The following is a 15,533-nucleotide window of genomic DNA, read 5'->3' on the forward strand; positions in this document are numbered from 1 at the left end:
GGCCTTTTTGACAGGGGGCTGGCGTTAACCGATCAATTGGCAACGATATTAACCAGTTTGCCGGGTACTACAATCACCTTGCGAACAGTCTTTCCTTCAGTAAACTTGGTTACATTTTCCTGCTCAAGCGCCAGCTTTTCAATCGCACTTTTATCCATGTCGGCTGGAACTTCCAACTTTGCACGAACTTTGCCGTTGACCTGAACCACCATGGTGATGGCGTCTTTCTCCAGGGCGGACTCATCCACCGCAGGCCAGCCAGCCTGAACCACAGGCTCTGCATGACCCAGGGCATTCCAGACGCTGTGCATAGCGTGAGGAGCAATAGGTGCCAACATCAGAGTGGAGGCCTCAAGGGCTTCACGAAGAACGGCACGAGCCTGATCACTGTTGTCCCGGAACCGGGCAATCGCGTTGTTCAATTCCATGATGGCAGCAATAGCGGTGTTAAAAGTCAGACGACGTTCGCAATCATCGGAAACCTTTTTGATGGTTTCGTGAGTTTTACGACGCAGGTCTTTCTGTTCCTTGCTCAAAGCCTTGCTGTCCAAAGCAGGTACATCTCCGGAAGCCAGATGTTCAGAAACCTGTTTCCAGAAACGACGCAGGAAGCGGTGAGCGCCTTCAACAGCGCTTTCGGACCATTCCAGGGTCTGCTCGGGAGGTGCAGCAAACATGGTGTACAGACGGATAGTGTCGGCACCATACTTATCGATCAGTTCCTGTGGATCAATACCGTTGTTTTTGGATTTGGACATTTTGCTCATGCCCGCATGCTCAACGGTTTCACCGGTTTCCCTCAGGGTGGCTTTGATCAATCGACCTTTGTCGTCCAGTTCAAAGTCTACATCATTTGGTGCAATCCAGTGCTTCAGGCCCTTATCGTCCAGCTTGTAGAAGGTATCAGCCAGAACCATGCCCTGACAGAGCAGCCTTTTAAAGGGTTCGTCACTGTCAACCAGGCCGGCATCACGAAGCAGTTTGTGGAAAAAGCGGGAGTAAAGCAGATGCATAACGGCATGTTCAATACCACCAATGTATTGATCGACGGGCAGCCAGTAGTTGGCAGCCGCCGGGTCCAGCATTTGCTCGTCAGTCTGAGGAGAGCAATAACGAGCGTAGTACCAGCTGGACTCCATGAACGTATCGAAGGTATCGGTTTCACGGGTTGCTGTCTGGCCGTTATGGGTGGTTTTAGCCCACTCAGGATCGGCCTTGATGGGTGAGTGAACACCATCCATCTCAACATTTTCAGGCAGCAGAACCGGAAGATCTTCCAAAGGGACTGTGACTTCAGTGCCATCTTCCAGATAACACATGGGAATCGGAGCTCCCCAGTAACGCTGACGACTGACTCCCCAGTCACGCAGACGGTAGTTAACCTGCTTTTCACCTTGGCCCAAAGCAATCAGCTTGTCGGCAATTGCATTGAATGCTTCCTGAGAAGTCAGGCCGTCAAATTCCCCGGAGTTGATCAGCTTGCCTTTTTCAGTGAACGCTTCTTTGGACAGGTCACACTCTTCGCCGTTTGCGGGCTCGATGACTTGTTCGATAGCCAGTTCAAAGCGGGTAGCAAATTCGTAGTCACGCTGATCATGACCGGGTACCGCCATAACAGCGCCGGTGCCGTAATCCATCAATACAAAGTTGGCAGCCCAGACAGGTACTTCTTTACCCGTCATTGGGTGAATGGCTCGAATACCGGTATCGACACCCACTTTTTCCATGGTGGCCATTTCTGCCTCGGTGACACCGTTGGACTTACATTCTGCAATGAAAGCGGCCAGTTTCGGATTATTAGCAGCCGCAGCTTTGGCAATAGGATGCTCTGTAGCAACGCCCACGTAAGTCACACCCATCAGCGTGTCCGGGCGTGTGGTGTAGATCTGGAATGCTTCCGGTGATCCGGCAACGGGATTGGCCACTTTGAAGGTCATCTGAACACCTTCGGAGCGACCAATCCAGTTGCGCTGCATGGCTTTAACCTGATCAGGCCAGTCTTCCAGCTGATCCAGATCAGCCAGCAGTTCGTCAGCGTAAGCCGTGATTTTCACAAACCACTGGGGCAGCTCTTTACGCTCCACCAGAGTGTCGCAACGCCAGCAACGGCCATTTTCTACCTGTTCGTTGGCCAGTACGGTAGCGTCGTTAGGGCACCAGTTCACAGAAGACATCTTCTTGTAGACCAGACCCTTTTCGTACAGTTGGGTGAAGAACCACTGTTCCCACTTGTAGTAGTCCGGTTTGCAGGTGGTCAGCTCGCGGTTCCAGTCATAACCGAAGCCAAGACGCTTGAGCTGACCTTTCATGTAGTCAATGTTTTCGTAAGTCCATGGGGCTGGAGCGGTTTTGTGTTTGATAGCGGCGTTTTCTGCCGGTAGGCCGAAGGCGTCCCAACCCATGGGTTGCAGGACGTTTTTACCCTGCATACGTTGATAACGGGATACCACGTCGCCAATGGTGTAGTTGCGAACGTGGCCCATATGCAGTCGGCCGCTGGGGTAAGGGAACATGGACAGACAATAGTACTTTTCCTTGCCGGCCTCTTCACTGACAGCAAAACTGTCATTCTCTTCCCAGTATTTCTGGGCTTCTGTCTCAATCTTGTGCGGCTGGTAATGCTCTTCCATCATGGCTCTTTGCGAGAATCTGGATTTAAAGGGTTTCAAACTCTGCAATTAAAAATTTGCAAAATGTACAAATTTTTAATTGCAGAGCGGAGAAGAACACGGGTGTTCAGTATAACCTGCGAAGCATACATGAGTGAGGGCAGCGGGGGTAGCGCTTCTGGAATTTTTTGTTATGGGGCTTGCAGAACGATATACAACAGAGCAGGCAGGGCAACAAAATGTGAGTTTGATGATGTACTGGATGAAGTATTTGAGGTGGACCTGGTCGATGTATTGGATGAACTGGATGTATTGGGTGAAGTAGATGTATCGGTTGAAGTAGATATATTGGATGAAGTGGGTGTACTGGATGTAGCTAACTTACTCCAGTTTTCTAAAATAAGTGAATGACCAGAAATAAACCAGGTGCCAGAATGCGCCTGATACACTTCTTCTAACGCAATTGAGTCACTGATGAATTCATGATTGAAAGACAGAGATACTTTATTCTGAAAGATTGCACCCGCTAAAAACGAGATGTTGACAGAAGAATGATGTATTCCTAATACATAAGTCTCGTTGTTCCGAAAATAAAACAAAGGTCCTCCTGAGTCGCCATTCTGCGATGTACCCCTATACCAAAGTCGATAGACGTCGGTTCGACATTTAAAGGGCCAATATAAAGAAGCTGATCGTAATATTTTTTTACCTGCATAACCAGCAGCCATTGGATGGGGCGCAACTTCCCGGAGATCAGGGCATGTTGCATTTAATTGCATTTTTGGAGGTGCTATGTTCACTGAATCCTCCAGTTCAATGATTGCAATGTCGTGTATTGTGTTCGGATGTCTGTAATCAGGGTGCTTGATATATCTAACAGCCTCTCTAACTGGAGCATGAGCTTTATTAAAGAAAAAAAGTCGTAGACTATCATTTTCGCTTAATGAACTTACACAATGGGCTGCAGTCAACAGATGAATGTCAGATATTAGTACTGCTGTACATAATGATGAGGGGGAGGATGAGAAGGCAATCCATGGATATGTGTCAATGGGCACTACTGATGATGGCACATATCGTTCAACTCTATCCAATGATGCGGCAAAAACATCTTTGAATATAAAGGTGTAAAAAAACAGAGTTAAGATTGCGTTTTTGTTTGCATGCACGGATTCAGCTCTCCTGAATCTATGAAAGTTGCTTACGAAATTAGCATATTTTGCTTGTTCTGCAATTGCTATCTTTATTGCGCAGCAGCACCTGAGTGTGGCAAGCAAACGTTCATGAAGCGTTTTTCATTGGAAGTTCATAAGATAAAAGCGCGTTATCCTGATGCGACTTATGTGGGTGTTGCATACACAGCGGCTGACAACTGGACATTTCTGGAGCTACTAACATTACAGCTGACTCAGGTCTTGCTCTTATTAACCATTATTGATGGAAGTAGATATGTTTTCAGTATTGAAGATCTGGTTATCCGGATTCCCGGTAATATTGGCTGCTTTGTGGATAGATTCTGGATACTCTTGTACTCACCCCAGAGCTGAAGTTCAGGCTCGTTGTGAAGAGGTGTTAAAAGCAAATCCGGGTATTTTTACTCGTTTTGTTTTTCATGACGATCCGGCTGTGAGTCTGAGGGGCATTCTGAAAACCCGAAATACTCTGCATATTGTAACCAGTGATTATGCCCTGGATGCTCCGATTACCGTATCAGGTTATTTCGTCAATGTGGGGATTATTGGTGTTGCCACTGATGGCAAATATCCAACATTGTCATTGACAGGACCAATGTTATCCCATGGCGTTGATGCGTTCATTCGAGTTTCAGACTTCAGGTTATTGTATCTCGATGGGTTTGAACTGGATGCCGGTGGCAGCTTTGCTAATTTTTACGGCAATCTTAACCATTTTATTCATGCCAGTAATGATAGAGTTACACTGAAGAATCTCAAGTTACACAAAGCTGATGAATCTATTGATAGCGCTATCTATGTGGAGCACTCCAAAATACTGGAAGTCAGCCATTTAGAAATCTGGACAGATGGGTACAGAGAACCACCATTGCTTGAAACCAGAAAGGTTGATGAAGTGTACTTGAGTGACAGTACGGTGCATGGCTACCCATCAGAATGCACACTGATTTTGCATGAAAACAGTTATCAGGTGTCGTATTTAAATGTTGCCTTACCCATTAAACAAGAACGTTTTTCGTATGTGTTTGCTTACCCGGGAATTTCTATCGTTTATAAAGATCCTGAAAAATTCAGTGCCAATTTGAGTTTCGAAAATATAAGAACCGATCCGCCCTCATATCATGATCCCGATCTTGACTGGGTTCAGGTTCCTTTATGGGTAAATGGTCCTGATCAGGTTCACGCGAGCGTTACCTATAAAAATAACACGTTTGACCGGGCAAATACTCTCATGTTTCTTACTGATGTTCATTGGAAGGGAGATGCTGCAGCCATACCTATCCTGAAAACACCTCAATATGAGGCATTTTTAAAAGAAGATTTTGTTCCAAAATGCCTTCATAGAAAGTATCCATCAGCTTCTATAAAAGGGAATAAAGAATTAATAGAGTTGCGAATATCATTAGATAAACTATTAAATATTAGCGAGCGAGAACTCTAAGATAATGCCTGCTCTTATTGTGATTTTTCATTTAAGTCTGTTTGTCGCCTTAGCATTTGACTTATTTGCCTGAGGGTGGTTCACCTGACGGAATGTTTCTGAATTGATTTTTTGAATTGTTTGACCATTATAAGTACCTAACCAGTTGGTTTCACATATTCTGGACGGCGGCTTTTTCCACCCTTCTGCGTTCCAACTCTGGTTGCGTAGCTACGGCTACGCGCCCGTCATTGCGCCTTGAAGGATGAAAAAATCCACTCGCCAGAATATGCGAAACCAACTGGCCAGGTACTTACATGATTCAGCTTTTGCTAATGCTAACTATTTTTAACGGAAATAGATATGTTTTCAGTATTGCAGATCTGGTTATACCGATTTCCAATAATATTGTCCGCTTTGTGGATAAATGCCGGATATTGTTGCACTCACCCCAGAGCTGATGTTCAGGCTCGTTGTGAAGAGGTTTTAAAAGCATTTCCGGGTGTTTTTACTAATGTTGTTTTCCATGACAATCCGGTCAGAAGTCTGAGGGGTAATCTGAAATCCCGAAATACTCTGCATATTGTGGCCAGTGATTTTGCTCTGTATGATCCGATTACCGTGTCAGGCAGAGCTGTCAATGTGGGTATTGTTGGTATTGCCACTGATGGCAAGTATCCAACTGTGTCATTAGCGGGGACAATATTTTCCAACGGTGTTGATGAGTTTATTCGGGCTTCAGACACCCAATTGCTGTATCTCGATGGGTTTGAACTGGATGCCGGTGGCAGCTTTGCTAATTTTTACGGTAATCTTAATCACTTTATCCATGCCAAGAGTGACGAGGTTACGCTGAAGAACCTCAGGTTACACAAAACGGGTGAGTCTATTGAAAGCCCTATTTATGTGGAGCACTCCAAAAAACTGGAAGTCAGCCAGATTGAAATCTGGAATGATGGGAATAAAGAGCATCCAGTGGTTGCAACCAGGGAGGTTTTTAAAGTGCAATTCAGCGACAGTACTGTGCATGGATTCCCATCAGAATGCACACTGATTTTGCATGAAAACAGTCGTATTGTGTCGTATTCGAACTTTACCTACCCTGTTAAACATTCACAGTCTTGGCAATCTGGAGTTACCCCGGGGATTTTTATCGTTTATGAAGATTACGGAATGTTCGCTGCCAAATTGAGTTTTGAAAATATAAAAACTGAACCATCCGCATCCCATGACCCCGCTTTTGATGAGATCCAGATCCCATTATGGGTAAAACGTCGTTATGGTGAGGTTCACGCGATCATTACCTATAAAAATAACGCTTCTGACCGACAAATGACCGGCATATTTCATTCTAATGTTCCTTGGTGTATCAATGATAAAATCAGTTATTTTCCAAAAAAAACTGATAAGGAGGACAAGTTAAGTGAATATTTTGTTCCAGAATGCCTTCAGAGAAGGTATCCAACCGCTCACATAGAAGGAAATACAGAATAAATGTGGTCGTCTAAGTCATAGAAACAAATAAACAATGCGTGGAAAACCAGAGTTATCTGATTTGTATTCCTTGTGTTCATGTCAGTGGTGACATGGTTATGCTGAAAAACCTGAAGTTACACAAAACCAATCAATCTTCAAAAAGCACTGTCTATTTGGAGCATTCCAGGCAATTGGAAGGCAGTCGTATAGAAATCTGGGGAGATGGAAATAGAAGACAACAACTGATTGAAACCAAAGAGGTTCATGAAGTGCATTTCTGCGACAGTACAGTGCATGGATTTACGGCGGAATGTAATCACCGGTCTGAGATGGCCCTTTTCAGCTCGGGATTGGTCACCAGGACCGGATGTAAAGTCACAAGGTGTCGTGACTTCGTGGTAACTATGGGGAACCGTGGTAATATGATCCTGTTCGTTAAAGTCGTCTTGTTAAAAAGGATATTGTGCAAAAATCCGGTTCATGAGTGACGATGAGTTTCTTGCTTTTTCTCTTGAAACAGATTTTGCATCAGGCATATGAGCACCCGTACTCCAACAAGAAGAGGCGCCAGCAAGGCCGCTTCGAAAAAGAAATCCAATCAACAGTCGAAACTGCCAGGCTGGATGTGGCTGGTAACCGGTTTTGCGGCTGGCTTTTTTGTGGCTTTCCTGATCAAGCTGACACCGGCTCCTGTTTCCGTTAATGCTTCTATGGAGACAGCTGAAACGGCTCAGTCGGGTAAGGAACGCCCGGAGCCGGTCTTCGATTTTTATACCGTGCTGCCCGAGCAGGAAGTGATTCTGCCTGAACCGATTGAACGCCAGTCGCCACCTGCAGTCAGTGTCAGTGAAAAAACTGGCTCCAAATCCGTGCCTGAAGCGAAAAGAGCTACTAAGCCCGGTGTGAAGTATTTGTTGCAGGCTGGTTCATTTCGAAGTGCCAAAGACGCCGATCGTCTGAGGGCGCAGTTGCTTTTGGCAGGTCAGGAACCCAGGGTCGTCAAGGTAACCGTGGGTGCAGGGGAGTCGTGGCACAGGGTGCAGCTGGGGCCTTTTGATACATCAGAAAGTATTGATCAGGCAAAGCAGGTGCTGGCTGATTTCAACATTGATGGTCTGTTATTGAGAATGAAATAGCTGGATTCACCCACTTATACTCCCGAATGATAAAGTGCCATAAGCGAAGAAAAATGAATCAGGTGATAAGTATGAAAGCACCGGTAGCCCAAAAAATAGCCCACGAGATCGTTCAACATGGTACCAGCAGGGTTGATGACTACCACTGGCTGAGAGATAAAAACTGGCAGAAGTTTATTGCCGGTGATCTGGATTTTGATAATCCGGCGGTTCTTGAATACATCCAGTCTGAAAACGCCTATAAAGATGAGTTTATGAAAGGCTACAAGGATGTTGAAGAAACTCTCTACGGTGAAGTTCTTTCCCGTATCAGGGAAGACGATGAATCCTGGCCGGTCAAAGAAGGTGGTTTTTTCTATTACTCAAGAGAAGAAAAAGGCAAGGATTATTCGATTCTCTGTCGCAAGCAGGGCTCAAGAGAAGCGCCTGAAGAAGTCTACTTTGACATAAACAGGGAAGCAGAAGGTAAAGAGCTTTATATCTTCGGTGCTTCAGGCACCAACCTTAAGCAGACTCATTTTGCCTACAGCTTCAATCTGACCGGTTCAATGGAGAGAACTATCCGGGTTAGAGATCTGGAGACAGGACAGGATCTGGATTGGGAGTTTGCAAACAGTACCGGGTCTTTTCTCTGGCACGGCAATGAGCATCTGTACATTGTTGAGCGGGATGAGTCAGGTCGTGGTCGTGATGTATACAAAGTCCATATCCATAAAGGTGTTGCTGAAAAAGAGTTAATCTTTTCCAAGCCTGAAGAATACGACAGCATGTTTTTGTCATTATCACGAACCAATGATCGTGAGTATTTCATGATTCATCTGGATAGTGGTTCGACGCATGTCGTGTATTTGGCTGGACGGGATTCAGATCAGTTTGAAAAGTTTGCTGTGGGCGAGAACGATGTCTCTTTCTCTCTGGAACATTACAGGGGCGACTTCTACATTCTGACCAATCAGGATGGAGCCAACGACTTCAAAGTTATGAAGTGTCCGGCAGCTTCTGAAATGACGATTGCTCAGGAAATGTGGCCCCAGGAAAACTGGCAGGAGTTTCTGCCTGAGCAGAAGAACCTGTGCCTGGGCGGTATCCATTTCTATAGCCACTTTCTGATCGTTGAGCGCAAGAATAACCAGAAAGTACTGGATGAAGTGGCTGTGATGGATATGGATTCCGGAACTCTCTCAATCATCTCAATGCCGGATGAGGCTTATTGTCTGGATTTTTATGGTGACTGGGATCATCAGGCAACCGTTGTCAGGTTAGACTACGATTCACCTGTATCGCCAAACACGGTGTTTGAGTTGAATCTGGAAAATGGTGCTTTGACAGAGGTTTATCGCAAGGATGTTCCCAACTTTAATGCCGCGCTTTATGAAGTGAAGAGAGAGTTTGCCATGGCTCGAGATGGTGAACAGGTGCCACTGACCATTATCTGCAAAAAAGGAACGAAGCTGGATGGAAGTAACAAGGCCATGGTGTATGCCTATGGTTCTTATGGCTATGGAATGCCGGCAGGTTTTTCTTCGCCTAAATTCAGTTTGATTGATCGCGGCTTTGTCTATGCCATTGCACATGTCAGGGGCGGGGATGACAAGGGGTATAGCTGGTATCTCAATGGCAAAATGCAGCACAAAATGAATACCTTTAATGATTTCATTGATTGCTGTGAGTACCTGGTTCGTCGTGGCTATACGGCCCGGGGTAATATTGCTATCAATGGTGGCAGTGCGGGCGGTCTGCTGATGGCAGCCGTGACCAATATGAGACCCGACCTGTTTGGTTGTGTTGTTGCCGATGTGGCTTTTGTCGATGTGATCAATACCATCAGTGATGCGTCTTTGCCCCTGACTGCGCCAGAATGGGAAGAGTGGGGTAACCCGATCACCAGCAAAGAAGACTTTGATTACATCTCAGGTTATTCGCCCTATGACAACATAGAAGCAAAGGACTATCCGCCTACGCTTTACAACTCGGGGATATCCGATGAGCAGGTCACTTATTGGGAACCCACCAAAATGGTGGCCAAACTAAGAGCCTTGAAAACCGACGATAACCCCCTGATCCTCAATATGAAAATGCATGCGGGTCATGCCGGTGCCAGCAAGCGTTACGAATGGATAGAGGAGATTGCATTTGATTACGCCTTTATCCTGAAATGTTTTGATAGGATGTAAGTACTCAACCATACGAAATCATATTTTCTGACTCATTGTTCAGGCACTCGCGGCAACTGCTCCTGCGTTGCTCTAGCTCCTGCATCCATACAGTCGTGATGCGTTGCAACTCTGGTCACATAGCTTGCTATGTTCCCATCGTTGCACCTTGCAGAGCACCTGCCCAATAAGCCAGAAATATTCGATTCCGTATGGCTGAGTACTTAACGGACTGTCAGGCGCGGAAACACTATTAAGTGTTACCATGGGGTTAATTTCGAAATTTTCTAATGCGAAAAATCAGGCGGATAACCCACTGGTCAGGAGCGCGTTATGCGGTATGGAAAGTTTTTCCCTGCCGCCCCCTTGATAATTCTGTCTCGCCCCCAATATTAATCGACGAATCAAGCAAAATGCTAAAAGGAGCCCACCTTGGAACAGTATCGCGGCACCACCATTCTGTCCGTTCGTCGAAACGATAGTGTGGTCGTAGGGGGTGATGGTCAGGTTTCACTGGGTAATGCCGTCATCAAGGGCAATGCCCATAAGGTGCGTCGCCTGTTCAAAGGCAAGGTTATAGCAGGCTTTGCAGGTGGTACAGCAGACGCATTTACTCTTTTCGAACGTTTTGAAGCCCAGTTGGAAAAGCATCATGGGCGTCTGGAAAAAGCAGCCGTTGAACTGGCGAAAGAATGGCGTACCGACAGAACATTGCAGCGTCTGGAGGCCATGTTGATTGTGGCAGACGCCAAAGCATCTCTGGTCATTACCGGCAATGGTGACGTTATGGTCACTGACGATGGCATTCTGGCCATTGGCTCGGGTGGATTCTTTGCTCAGTCTGCTGCCAAAGCGCTCTACCAGAATACTGACCTGGGTGCGAAAGATATCGTTGAGAAAAGTCTGGAAATAGCCGCAGATGTCTGCGTCTATACCAACCAGAACCGGGTTATCGAAGAAATCAAGATTGAGCAGTCCTGACCAGAAGGCCGAAAGCAGAAATCGGTTACAATCCGGCTTCTCGCTGACAGTGTTTAAATGGTGAATTTACTGATCTTTCGTTAACAGAGTCTGTGACATGTCAAATATGACCCCTCGTGAAATCGTTCACGAACTGAATAAACATATTATTGGCCAGGATGATGCCAAACGTGCTGTAGCCATTGCTCTTCGCAATCGCTGGCGTCGCATGCAGCTGGATGAAGAGCTGCGAAATGAAATTACCCCCAAGAATATTCTGATGATTGGTCCTACCGGTGTTGGTAAGACTGAAGTCGCTCGTCGTCTGGCCAAACTGGCTAATGCCCCTTTTATCAAGGTTGAGGCAACCAAGTTTACAGAAGTGGGTTATGTTGGCCGTGACGTAGAATCCATCATCAGAGATCTGATGGATGCGGCTATAAAAATGCTGCGTGAGCAGGAAGTTGAGAGAGTAAAAGATCGTGCTCTTGATGCCACAGAAGAGCGGATACTCGACGCCCTGCTGCCGCCTCCCCGTTCCTTCTCGGAAGAGTCCGAAAAGCCTCAGGATAATTCAACCCGTCAGGTGTTTCGCAAAAAGCTGCGTGAAGGCCAGCTGGATGAGAAAGAGATCGAGATCGATGTTCGCGAAGCGGCCATGGGTGTGGAAATAATGGCACCTCCCGGCATGGAGGAAATGACCAGCCAACTGCAGAATATGTTCTCGAATCTGAATGCCGGCAAGCAGAAAAAACGCAAGCTGAAAGTCAGGGACGCTCTGAAACTGGTTCAGGACGAAGAAGCTGCAAAACTGGTCAATGAAGACGAACTGAAAACCAGAGCGATTGAGTCAGTTGAACAGAATGGCATTGTCTTCATCGATGAAATTGATAAGGTGGCCAGGCGTTCTTCCGGCTCTAACGCGGATGTTTCCCGTGAAGGTGTTCAGCGGGACTTGTTGCCACTGATCGAAGGCTGCACCGTTTCCACCAAGTACGGCATGATCAAAACGGATCACATTCTGTTCATGGCTTCCGGTGCATTTCACCTCGCCAAGCCATCTGATCTCATTCCAGAGCTGCAGGGTCGTCTGCCTATTCGTGTTGAGTTGAAGGCACTTACCACTAAAGACTTTGTTCGTATTCTGACTGAGCCTAATGCTTCCCTGACGAGGCAATATCAGGCGCTGATGAAAACAGAAGAACTCAATATTTCTTTTGCTGAAGATGGTATTGCCCGTATTGCGGAAGTGGCCTGGACAGTCAACGAGAACACCGAAAATATCGGTGCCCGTCGTCTGCACACCGTGATTGAGCGTTTGCTGGAAGAGATCTCCTACAGTGCAGCAGACCTCTCCCTGAAACACAGCGAATCACCGCTGCTGATCGATGCCGCTTATGTTAACGAGCATCTGGGCGAGCTGGTTCAGGACGAAGACCTGAGTCGCTATATTCTCTGATATTCTAGCCGACCATGCTCAGAGAGTTGTGGTCGGCAGCTCGCTTTTTCTCTTCTCTGTTTTTCAGCGCTATCCTGATCAGGGCAAGAAAGACGCCAGCCATCAGCCCTAACATAGCTCCTAAAACGACGATAAGCTTTTTATTGGGTTTAGAAGGTGAAACTGGCACGATCGCAGGTTGCTCTATTTTGGCAGGAATCATGGTAGAAAAGTCCGGGTCCAGTTTTTCTAATTGTTCGAGCTGGTAAACACGACTGGATACACCTCTGATGTAGGGTTTTTCTGCGCTATCTTCTGCATTGGGCCTGCTGTAAAAGCGATACTTCTCAATTCTGCTGCTGACCGCATCAACCCCTGACTTCAGAAGCTTTTCACCCAGTAAGTAAGTAGCTCCATCAATAATGGTTGCATTCACTTGACTGGTCTGGAGTTCCGTAATTCCGGCGGCTTGAGCCTGGGCTAAGGCTTCCTTCAATTCTGTCAGGCGCAGTCTGTTATAAGAGATGAAGTTTGATTCCAGACGATCAATATGACTTTTTATCTGCTTTTTCGTTATTTCAACCTGTGCATGAAAGTTCTCATGCATATTCTTTACGAACCGTTCCTGAGCATAGGGCAAAAGAACTTCATTAATGATCGATGCTGATTCTTCAGGGTTTGAAGAGCTGTATCGAATGTTCGTCCGATTATCATTCTTGCCCGTTGTGATAGCTAAGTTATCAGAAAATGCTTTGTATTGTGCTGCGAGCATTTTTTGATCAGGCGTTGAGCTATTATCGGAAGCAGTGTTTGCAAGAGACGACTTCTGGAATGCGTAACGTCTTGCGGCAGGGCTGGTTAAATACTTCAGGTACAGCTGATAGGCTTCTTCAGTGGTCAGATGCTCGGAGTCCTTGCTTTCACCATTTGAGGCAATCAGGAAAACGTTACTGTTCCAAGCCGCAATATTTGCCGGGGAAGATTCATTTAAGACAGCCTCGGTCGTGTAGCTTACAGGAAGCTTAAAGGCAGCAATCACAGCAATGGCTGTTGCCAGCGTGGTAATCACTATAATCAGCCATTTCTGGGCAAACAGTTTCTCTGCAAGTTCAAAAAGGTCAATTTCATCGTCAGGATAAGGGTCATGGTATAACTGATTTGGGGTCTGTAGGTTATTCATACCTGGGATAAAATCCTTGAGCGTATTTATTCGTTGTAAATTTAATGCTGCAACATTATCCAGAATAAAAGGGTTAATGTCTCCTGTGATTTTATGTTGATCAGGCAAAGACACTTGCAGGTAAAGCTCGGTATTTGATTGTTTTTATAATGCGCAATGGCTGTTACGAGACGCTTCAAAGATGGGTAGCGAAATTTTTCTGGTGAGCACTTCCGGTCGCGAGGGTATTTCGTCTGCCCAGTAGGCCATTGAACAATCCCTTCGTAGTTAAGCGATTTTCAACGTTTTGTGGCTACTTGCAGTGCACAAATGGCAGTCACCGGCACTGAAAGTAGCAGAGTTGGTCACGGCTATCTCCAAGTCCCATCGTCTCTCAAAAGGTAGATTCTCCACCAATCGGCAGTGGCAACTTTTACCCGGGTGCCATCGGTGTCTAACCACGGGTGGTCGCTATCACCGGTTTTTACTGCAGCTGCAACGACCCGATCCTTAAGATAAATGGTAGCTTTTGCTTCCTCTGATCCATCGGCGCGCGGACAATAGATTGTCACGCTGTTGTCATAAATGCCAGTACCGATAACAGCCCTTGGGCCGAAAGCACCTTGTTGTGTGTTTTGCAGAGCTTGTTGTGAGGTTGACTCTGCAAACCCAAAAGCGCCGGTAGTGGTGTTATTATTTACGTTATGCATATTAAGTTCCTCTAATTAAATAAGTATCATCCTTGATTACAAGGGCTTTGGTTTGAAGGACATTCAATAGTGATGTCCTATGATAGGTTAGAACGGGTTTCAGATTGAAAGTTCATAACAAGGATGGCAGCGTGACTAACAAGAAAACAGGACCCTGATAAACCGCGTTGAGCCTGTCATTTTGCTGAAGTAGAGATTTTGAGTATGCAGCAAATAACCCCCGAAGCTCTGAATGAATCCTCGCTATGGAGGCTTTAGTCCGAAAGGCTCCAAAGAGCTGCATCATGGTCGAGATGCTGCCGTCTGCAGGGTCACAGCCATTATGGACAAAATACGCCTCCGACTCAGCCGGAGGCTATTGAACAATCCCTTCTTAGTTCAGTGATTTTCAACGTTTTGTCGCTACTTGCAGTGCACTGATGGCAGTCACCGCAATGAAGAAGCGTAGTTGATCACCTCTCCATAGAAGTGTCTTGTAAGAACCATAACCCATCAGCATCCTTAGCGTAGGTTTTCGCCACTCCATCAGTGGTGATCTCCGCTCGGGTGCCATCGTCCCTTAAGTCGGCTGGAGCGATCGAATCCTGTAAGAACCATACTCCATCAGCGTCCTTAATGTAGATTTTCGCCACTCCATCGCGATTGTTAATCACCGCCCGGTTGCCATCGGCACTTAAGTCGGCTGGAGTGATGTGATCCTGAAAGAACCAGCTGCTATCAGCAGACTTAACGTAGGTACTCGCCGCTCCATCACGAGTGCTGACCACCGCCCGGGTGTCATCGGTACTTAACTTGGCTGAAGTGATCTGATCACGCATGCTAAAGGTGGCTTGTTTTACACCTTCAGCATCATAGATTGACGCACTGCGATGAAAACTCTCAGCATCCATGACAATAACACTCTTCCCAAAACAAGTACCTTCTGGTGTGTTTTCCGGAGCTTGTGGCGCGGGTGAATACCCGGTAGCGCCGCTAATGTTACCATTATTTACGTTCATATTATGTTCCTCGAATTAAATAAGTATTCCTTGATTGCAAGGATTTTGGTTTGAAGGGCATTCAATATTGATGTCCTACGATGGGTTAGAACGGGTTTCAGACTGAAAGTTCATAACATTGTTGTAAGCGTAACTAACAAGAAAAAAGGACTCTGTTGTAAACCGCGTTTAGTCGGTCATTTAACTGCAGCATAGACTTTCAGCATGCAGCAAAAAATCCCCGAGACTCTGAAACAATCTCAACGACTGTTCATGCCGGTTGAGATGCTGCCATCTGCGAC

Annotated in this window: 13 protein-coding genes and 1 pseudogene; 9 read left to right on the plus strand and 5 right to left on the minus strand. The window is 46.2% G+C overall.

The annotated features are described in order from the left end of the window. Nucleotides 1-32 precede the first annotated feature (32 nt). Nucleotides 33-2,630, minus strand: a complete 2,598-nt coding sequence (gene leuS / locus ACOJUO_RS14630) for a leucine--tRNA ligase (RefSeq protein ID WP_422140071.1) — start codon at nucleotides 2,628-2,630, stop codon at nucleotides 33-35. Here leuS and ACOJUO_RS14635 point away from each other — a divergent pair. Further along, nucleotides 2,619-3,020: a hypothetical protein gene (locus tag ACOJUO_RS14635; protein ID WP_422140104.1), complete on the plus strand. Its 402-nt coding sequence runs from the start codon at nucleotides 2,619-2,621 to the stop codon at nucleotides 3,018-3,020. The genes leuS and ACOJUO_RS14635 overlap by 12 nt on opposite strands. Nucleotides 3,021-3,211: 191 nt before the next feature. Here the strand turns inward: ACOJUO_RS14635 and ACOJUO_RS14640 are convergent. Further along, nucleotides 3,212-3,778: pseudogene (locus tag ACOJUO_RS14640) on the minus strand (trypsin-like serine protease); the annotation flags it as partial. A 114-nt stretch (nucleotides 3,779-3,892) separates the two neighbouring features. Between ACOJUO_RS14640 and ACOJUO_RS14645 the strand changes: the two are divergent. The 8 genes from ACOJUO_RS14645 to hslU all read left to right on the plus strand — a co-directional run bounded on the left by ACOJUO_RS14645 (nucleotide 3,893) and on the right by hslU (nucleotide 12,406). Continuing rightward, nucleotides 3,893-4,156 carry a hypothetical protein gene (locus tag ACOJUO_RS14645; RefSeq protein ID WP_422132743.1) on the plus strand — a complete coding sequence of 88 codons (264 nt, stop codon included), beginning with the start codon at nucleotides 3,893-3,895 and terminating at the stop codon, nucleotides 4,154-4,156. 22 nt (nucleotides 4,157-4,178) lie between these two features. Further along, nucleotides 4,179-5,243, plus strand: a complete 1,065-nt coding sequence (locus ACOJUO_RS14650) for a hypothetical protein (protein ID WP_422137348.1) — start codon at nucleotides 4,179-4,181, stop codon at nucleotides 5,241-5,243. Nucleotides 5,244-5,585: 342 nt separating this feature from the next. Next, entirely contained in the window at nucleotides 5,586-6,716 is a 1,131-nt protein-coding gene (locus ACOJUO_RS14655) for a hypothetical protein (protein WP_422137349.1), read from the plus strand. Nucleotides 6,717-6,814: 98 nt separating this feature from the next. Then, nucleotides 6,815-7,186 (plus strand): hypothetical protein, encoded by a 372-nt coding sequence (locus tag ACOJUO_RS14660; protein ID WP_422137351.1) that lies wholly within the window; start codon nucleotides 6,815-6,817, stop codon nucleotides 7,184-7,186. A gap of 48 nt (nucleotides 7,187-7,234) precedes the next feature. Continuing rightward, the gene (locus ACOJUO_RS14665; protein WP_422137352.1) at nucleotides 7,235-7,834 is read left to right on the plus strand and encodes an SPOR domain-containing protein; all 600 of its coding nucleotides are present in this window, start codon (nucleotides 7,235-7,237) and stop codon (nucleotides 7,832-7,834) included. 71 nt (nucleotides 7,835-7,905) lie between these two features. Further along, a complete protein-coding gene (locus tag ACOJUO_RS14670) occupies nucleotides 7,906-10,008 on the plus strand; it encodes a S9 family peptidase (protein WP_422137353.1) in 2,103 nt (700 codons plus the stop codon). Between the two features lie 411 nt (nucleotides 10,009-10,419). Next, entirely contained in the window at nucleotides 10,420-10,968 is a 549-nt protein-coding gene (hslV, locus tag ACOJUO_RS14675; protein ID WP_257255452.1) for an ATP-dependent protease subunit HslV, read from the plus strand. A 97-nt stretch (nucleotides 10,969-11,065) separates the two neighbouring features. Continuing rightward, nucleotides 11,066-12,406, plus strand: a complete 1,341-nt coding sequence (gene hslU, locus ACOJUO_RS14680; protein WP_422137354.1) for an HslU--HslV peptidase ATPase subunit — start codon at nucleotides 11,066-11,068, stop codon at nucleotides 12,404-12,406. Nucleotides 12,407-12,410: 4 nt separating this feature from the next. Here the strand turns inward: hslU and ACOJUO_RS14685 are convergent, their stop codons facing one another. From ACOJUO_RS14685 to ACOJUO_RS14695, 3 genes are all read right to left on the minus strand, one after another. Next, nucleotides 12,411-13,565: an LPS O-antigen chain length determinant protein WzzB gene (locus ACOJUO_RS14685; RefSeq protein ID WP_422137355.1), complete on the minus strand. Its 1,155-nt coding sequence runs from the start codon at nucleotides 13,563-13,565 to the stop codon at nucleotides 12,411-12,413. A 350-nt stretch (nucleotides 13,566-13,915) separates the two neighbouring features. Next, nucleotides 13,916-14,254: a hypothetical protein gene (locus ACOJUO_RS14690; protein ID WP_422137356.1), complete on the minus strand. Its 339-nt coding sequence runs from the start codon at nucleotides 14,252-14,254 to the stop codon at nucleotides 13,916-13,918. Between the two features lie 452 nt (nucleotides 14,255-14,706). Next, the gene (locus ACOJUO_RS14695) at nucleotides 14,707-15,252 is read right to left on the minus strand and encodes a hypothetical protein (RefSeq protein WP_422137357.1); all 546 of its coding nucleotides are present in this window, start codon (nucleotides 15,250-15,252) and stop codon (nucleotides 14,707-14,709) included. Nucleotides 15,253-15,533 lie beyond the last annotated feature (281 nt).

The organism is Endozoicomonas sp. ALC020 (genome assembly GCF_049275935.1).
Lineage (GTDB): Bacteria > Pseudomonadota > Gammaproteobacteria > Pseudomonadales > Endozoicomonadaceae > Endozoicomonas_A.

Coding starts and splice junctions, on each gene's coding strand:
- ACOJUO_RS14690 (WP_422137356.1), bottom strand. CDS start 14,254: ATGCATAACGTAAATAATAACACCACTACCGGCGCTTTTGGGTTTGCA.
- leuS (WP_422140071.1), bottom strand. CDS start 2,630: ATGGAAGAGCATTACCAGCCGCACAAGATTGAGACAGAAGCCCAGAAA.
- ACOJUO_RS14685 (WP_422137355.1), bottom strand. CDS start 13,565: ATGAATAACCTACAGACCCCAAATCAGTTATACCATGACCCTTATCCT.
- hslU (WP_422137354.1), top strand. CDS start 11,066: ATGTCAAATATGACCCCTCGTGAAATCGTTCACGAACTGAATAAACAT.
- ACOJUO_RS14635 (WP_422140104.1), top strand. CDS start 2,619: ATGCTCTTCCATCATGGCTCTTTGCGAGAATCTGGATTTAAAGGGTTT.
- ACOJUO_RS14655 (WP_422137349.1), top strand. CDS start 5,586: ATGTTTTCAGTATTGCAGATCTGGTTATACCGATTTCCAATAATATTG.
- ACOJUO_RS14670 (WP_422137353.1), top strand. CDS start 7,906: ATGAAAGCACCGGTAGCCCAAAAAATAGCCCACGAGATCGTTCAACAT.
- ACOJUO_RS14645 (WP_422132743.1), top strand. CDS start 3,893: ATGAAGCGTTTTTCATTGGAAGTTCATAAGATAAAAGCGCGTTATCCT.
- ACOJUO_RS14660 (WP_422137351.1), top strand. CDS start 6,815: ATGCTGAAAAACCTGAAGTTACACAAAACCAATCAATCTTCAAAAAGC.
- ACOJUO_RS14695 (WP_422137357.1), bottom strand. CDS start 15,252: ATGAACGTAAATAATGGTAACATTAGCGGCGCTACCGGGTATTCACCC.
- ACOJUO_RS14665 (WP_422137352.1), top strand. CDS start 7,235: ATGAGCACCCGTACTCCAACAAGAAGAGGCGCCAGCAAGGCCGCTTCG.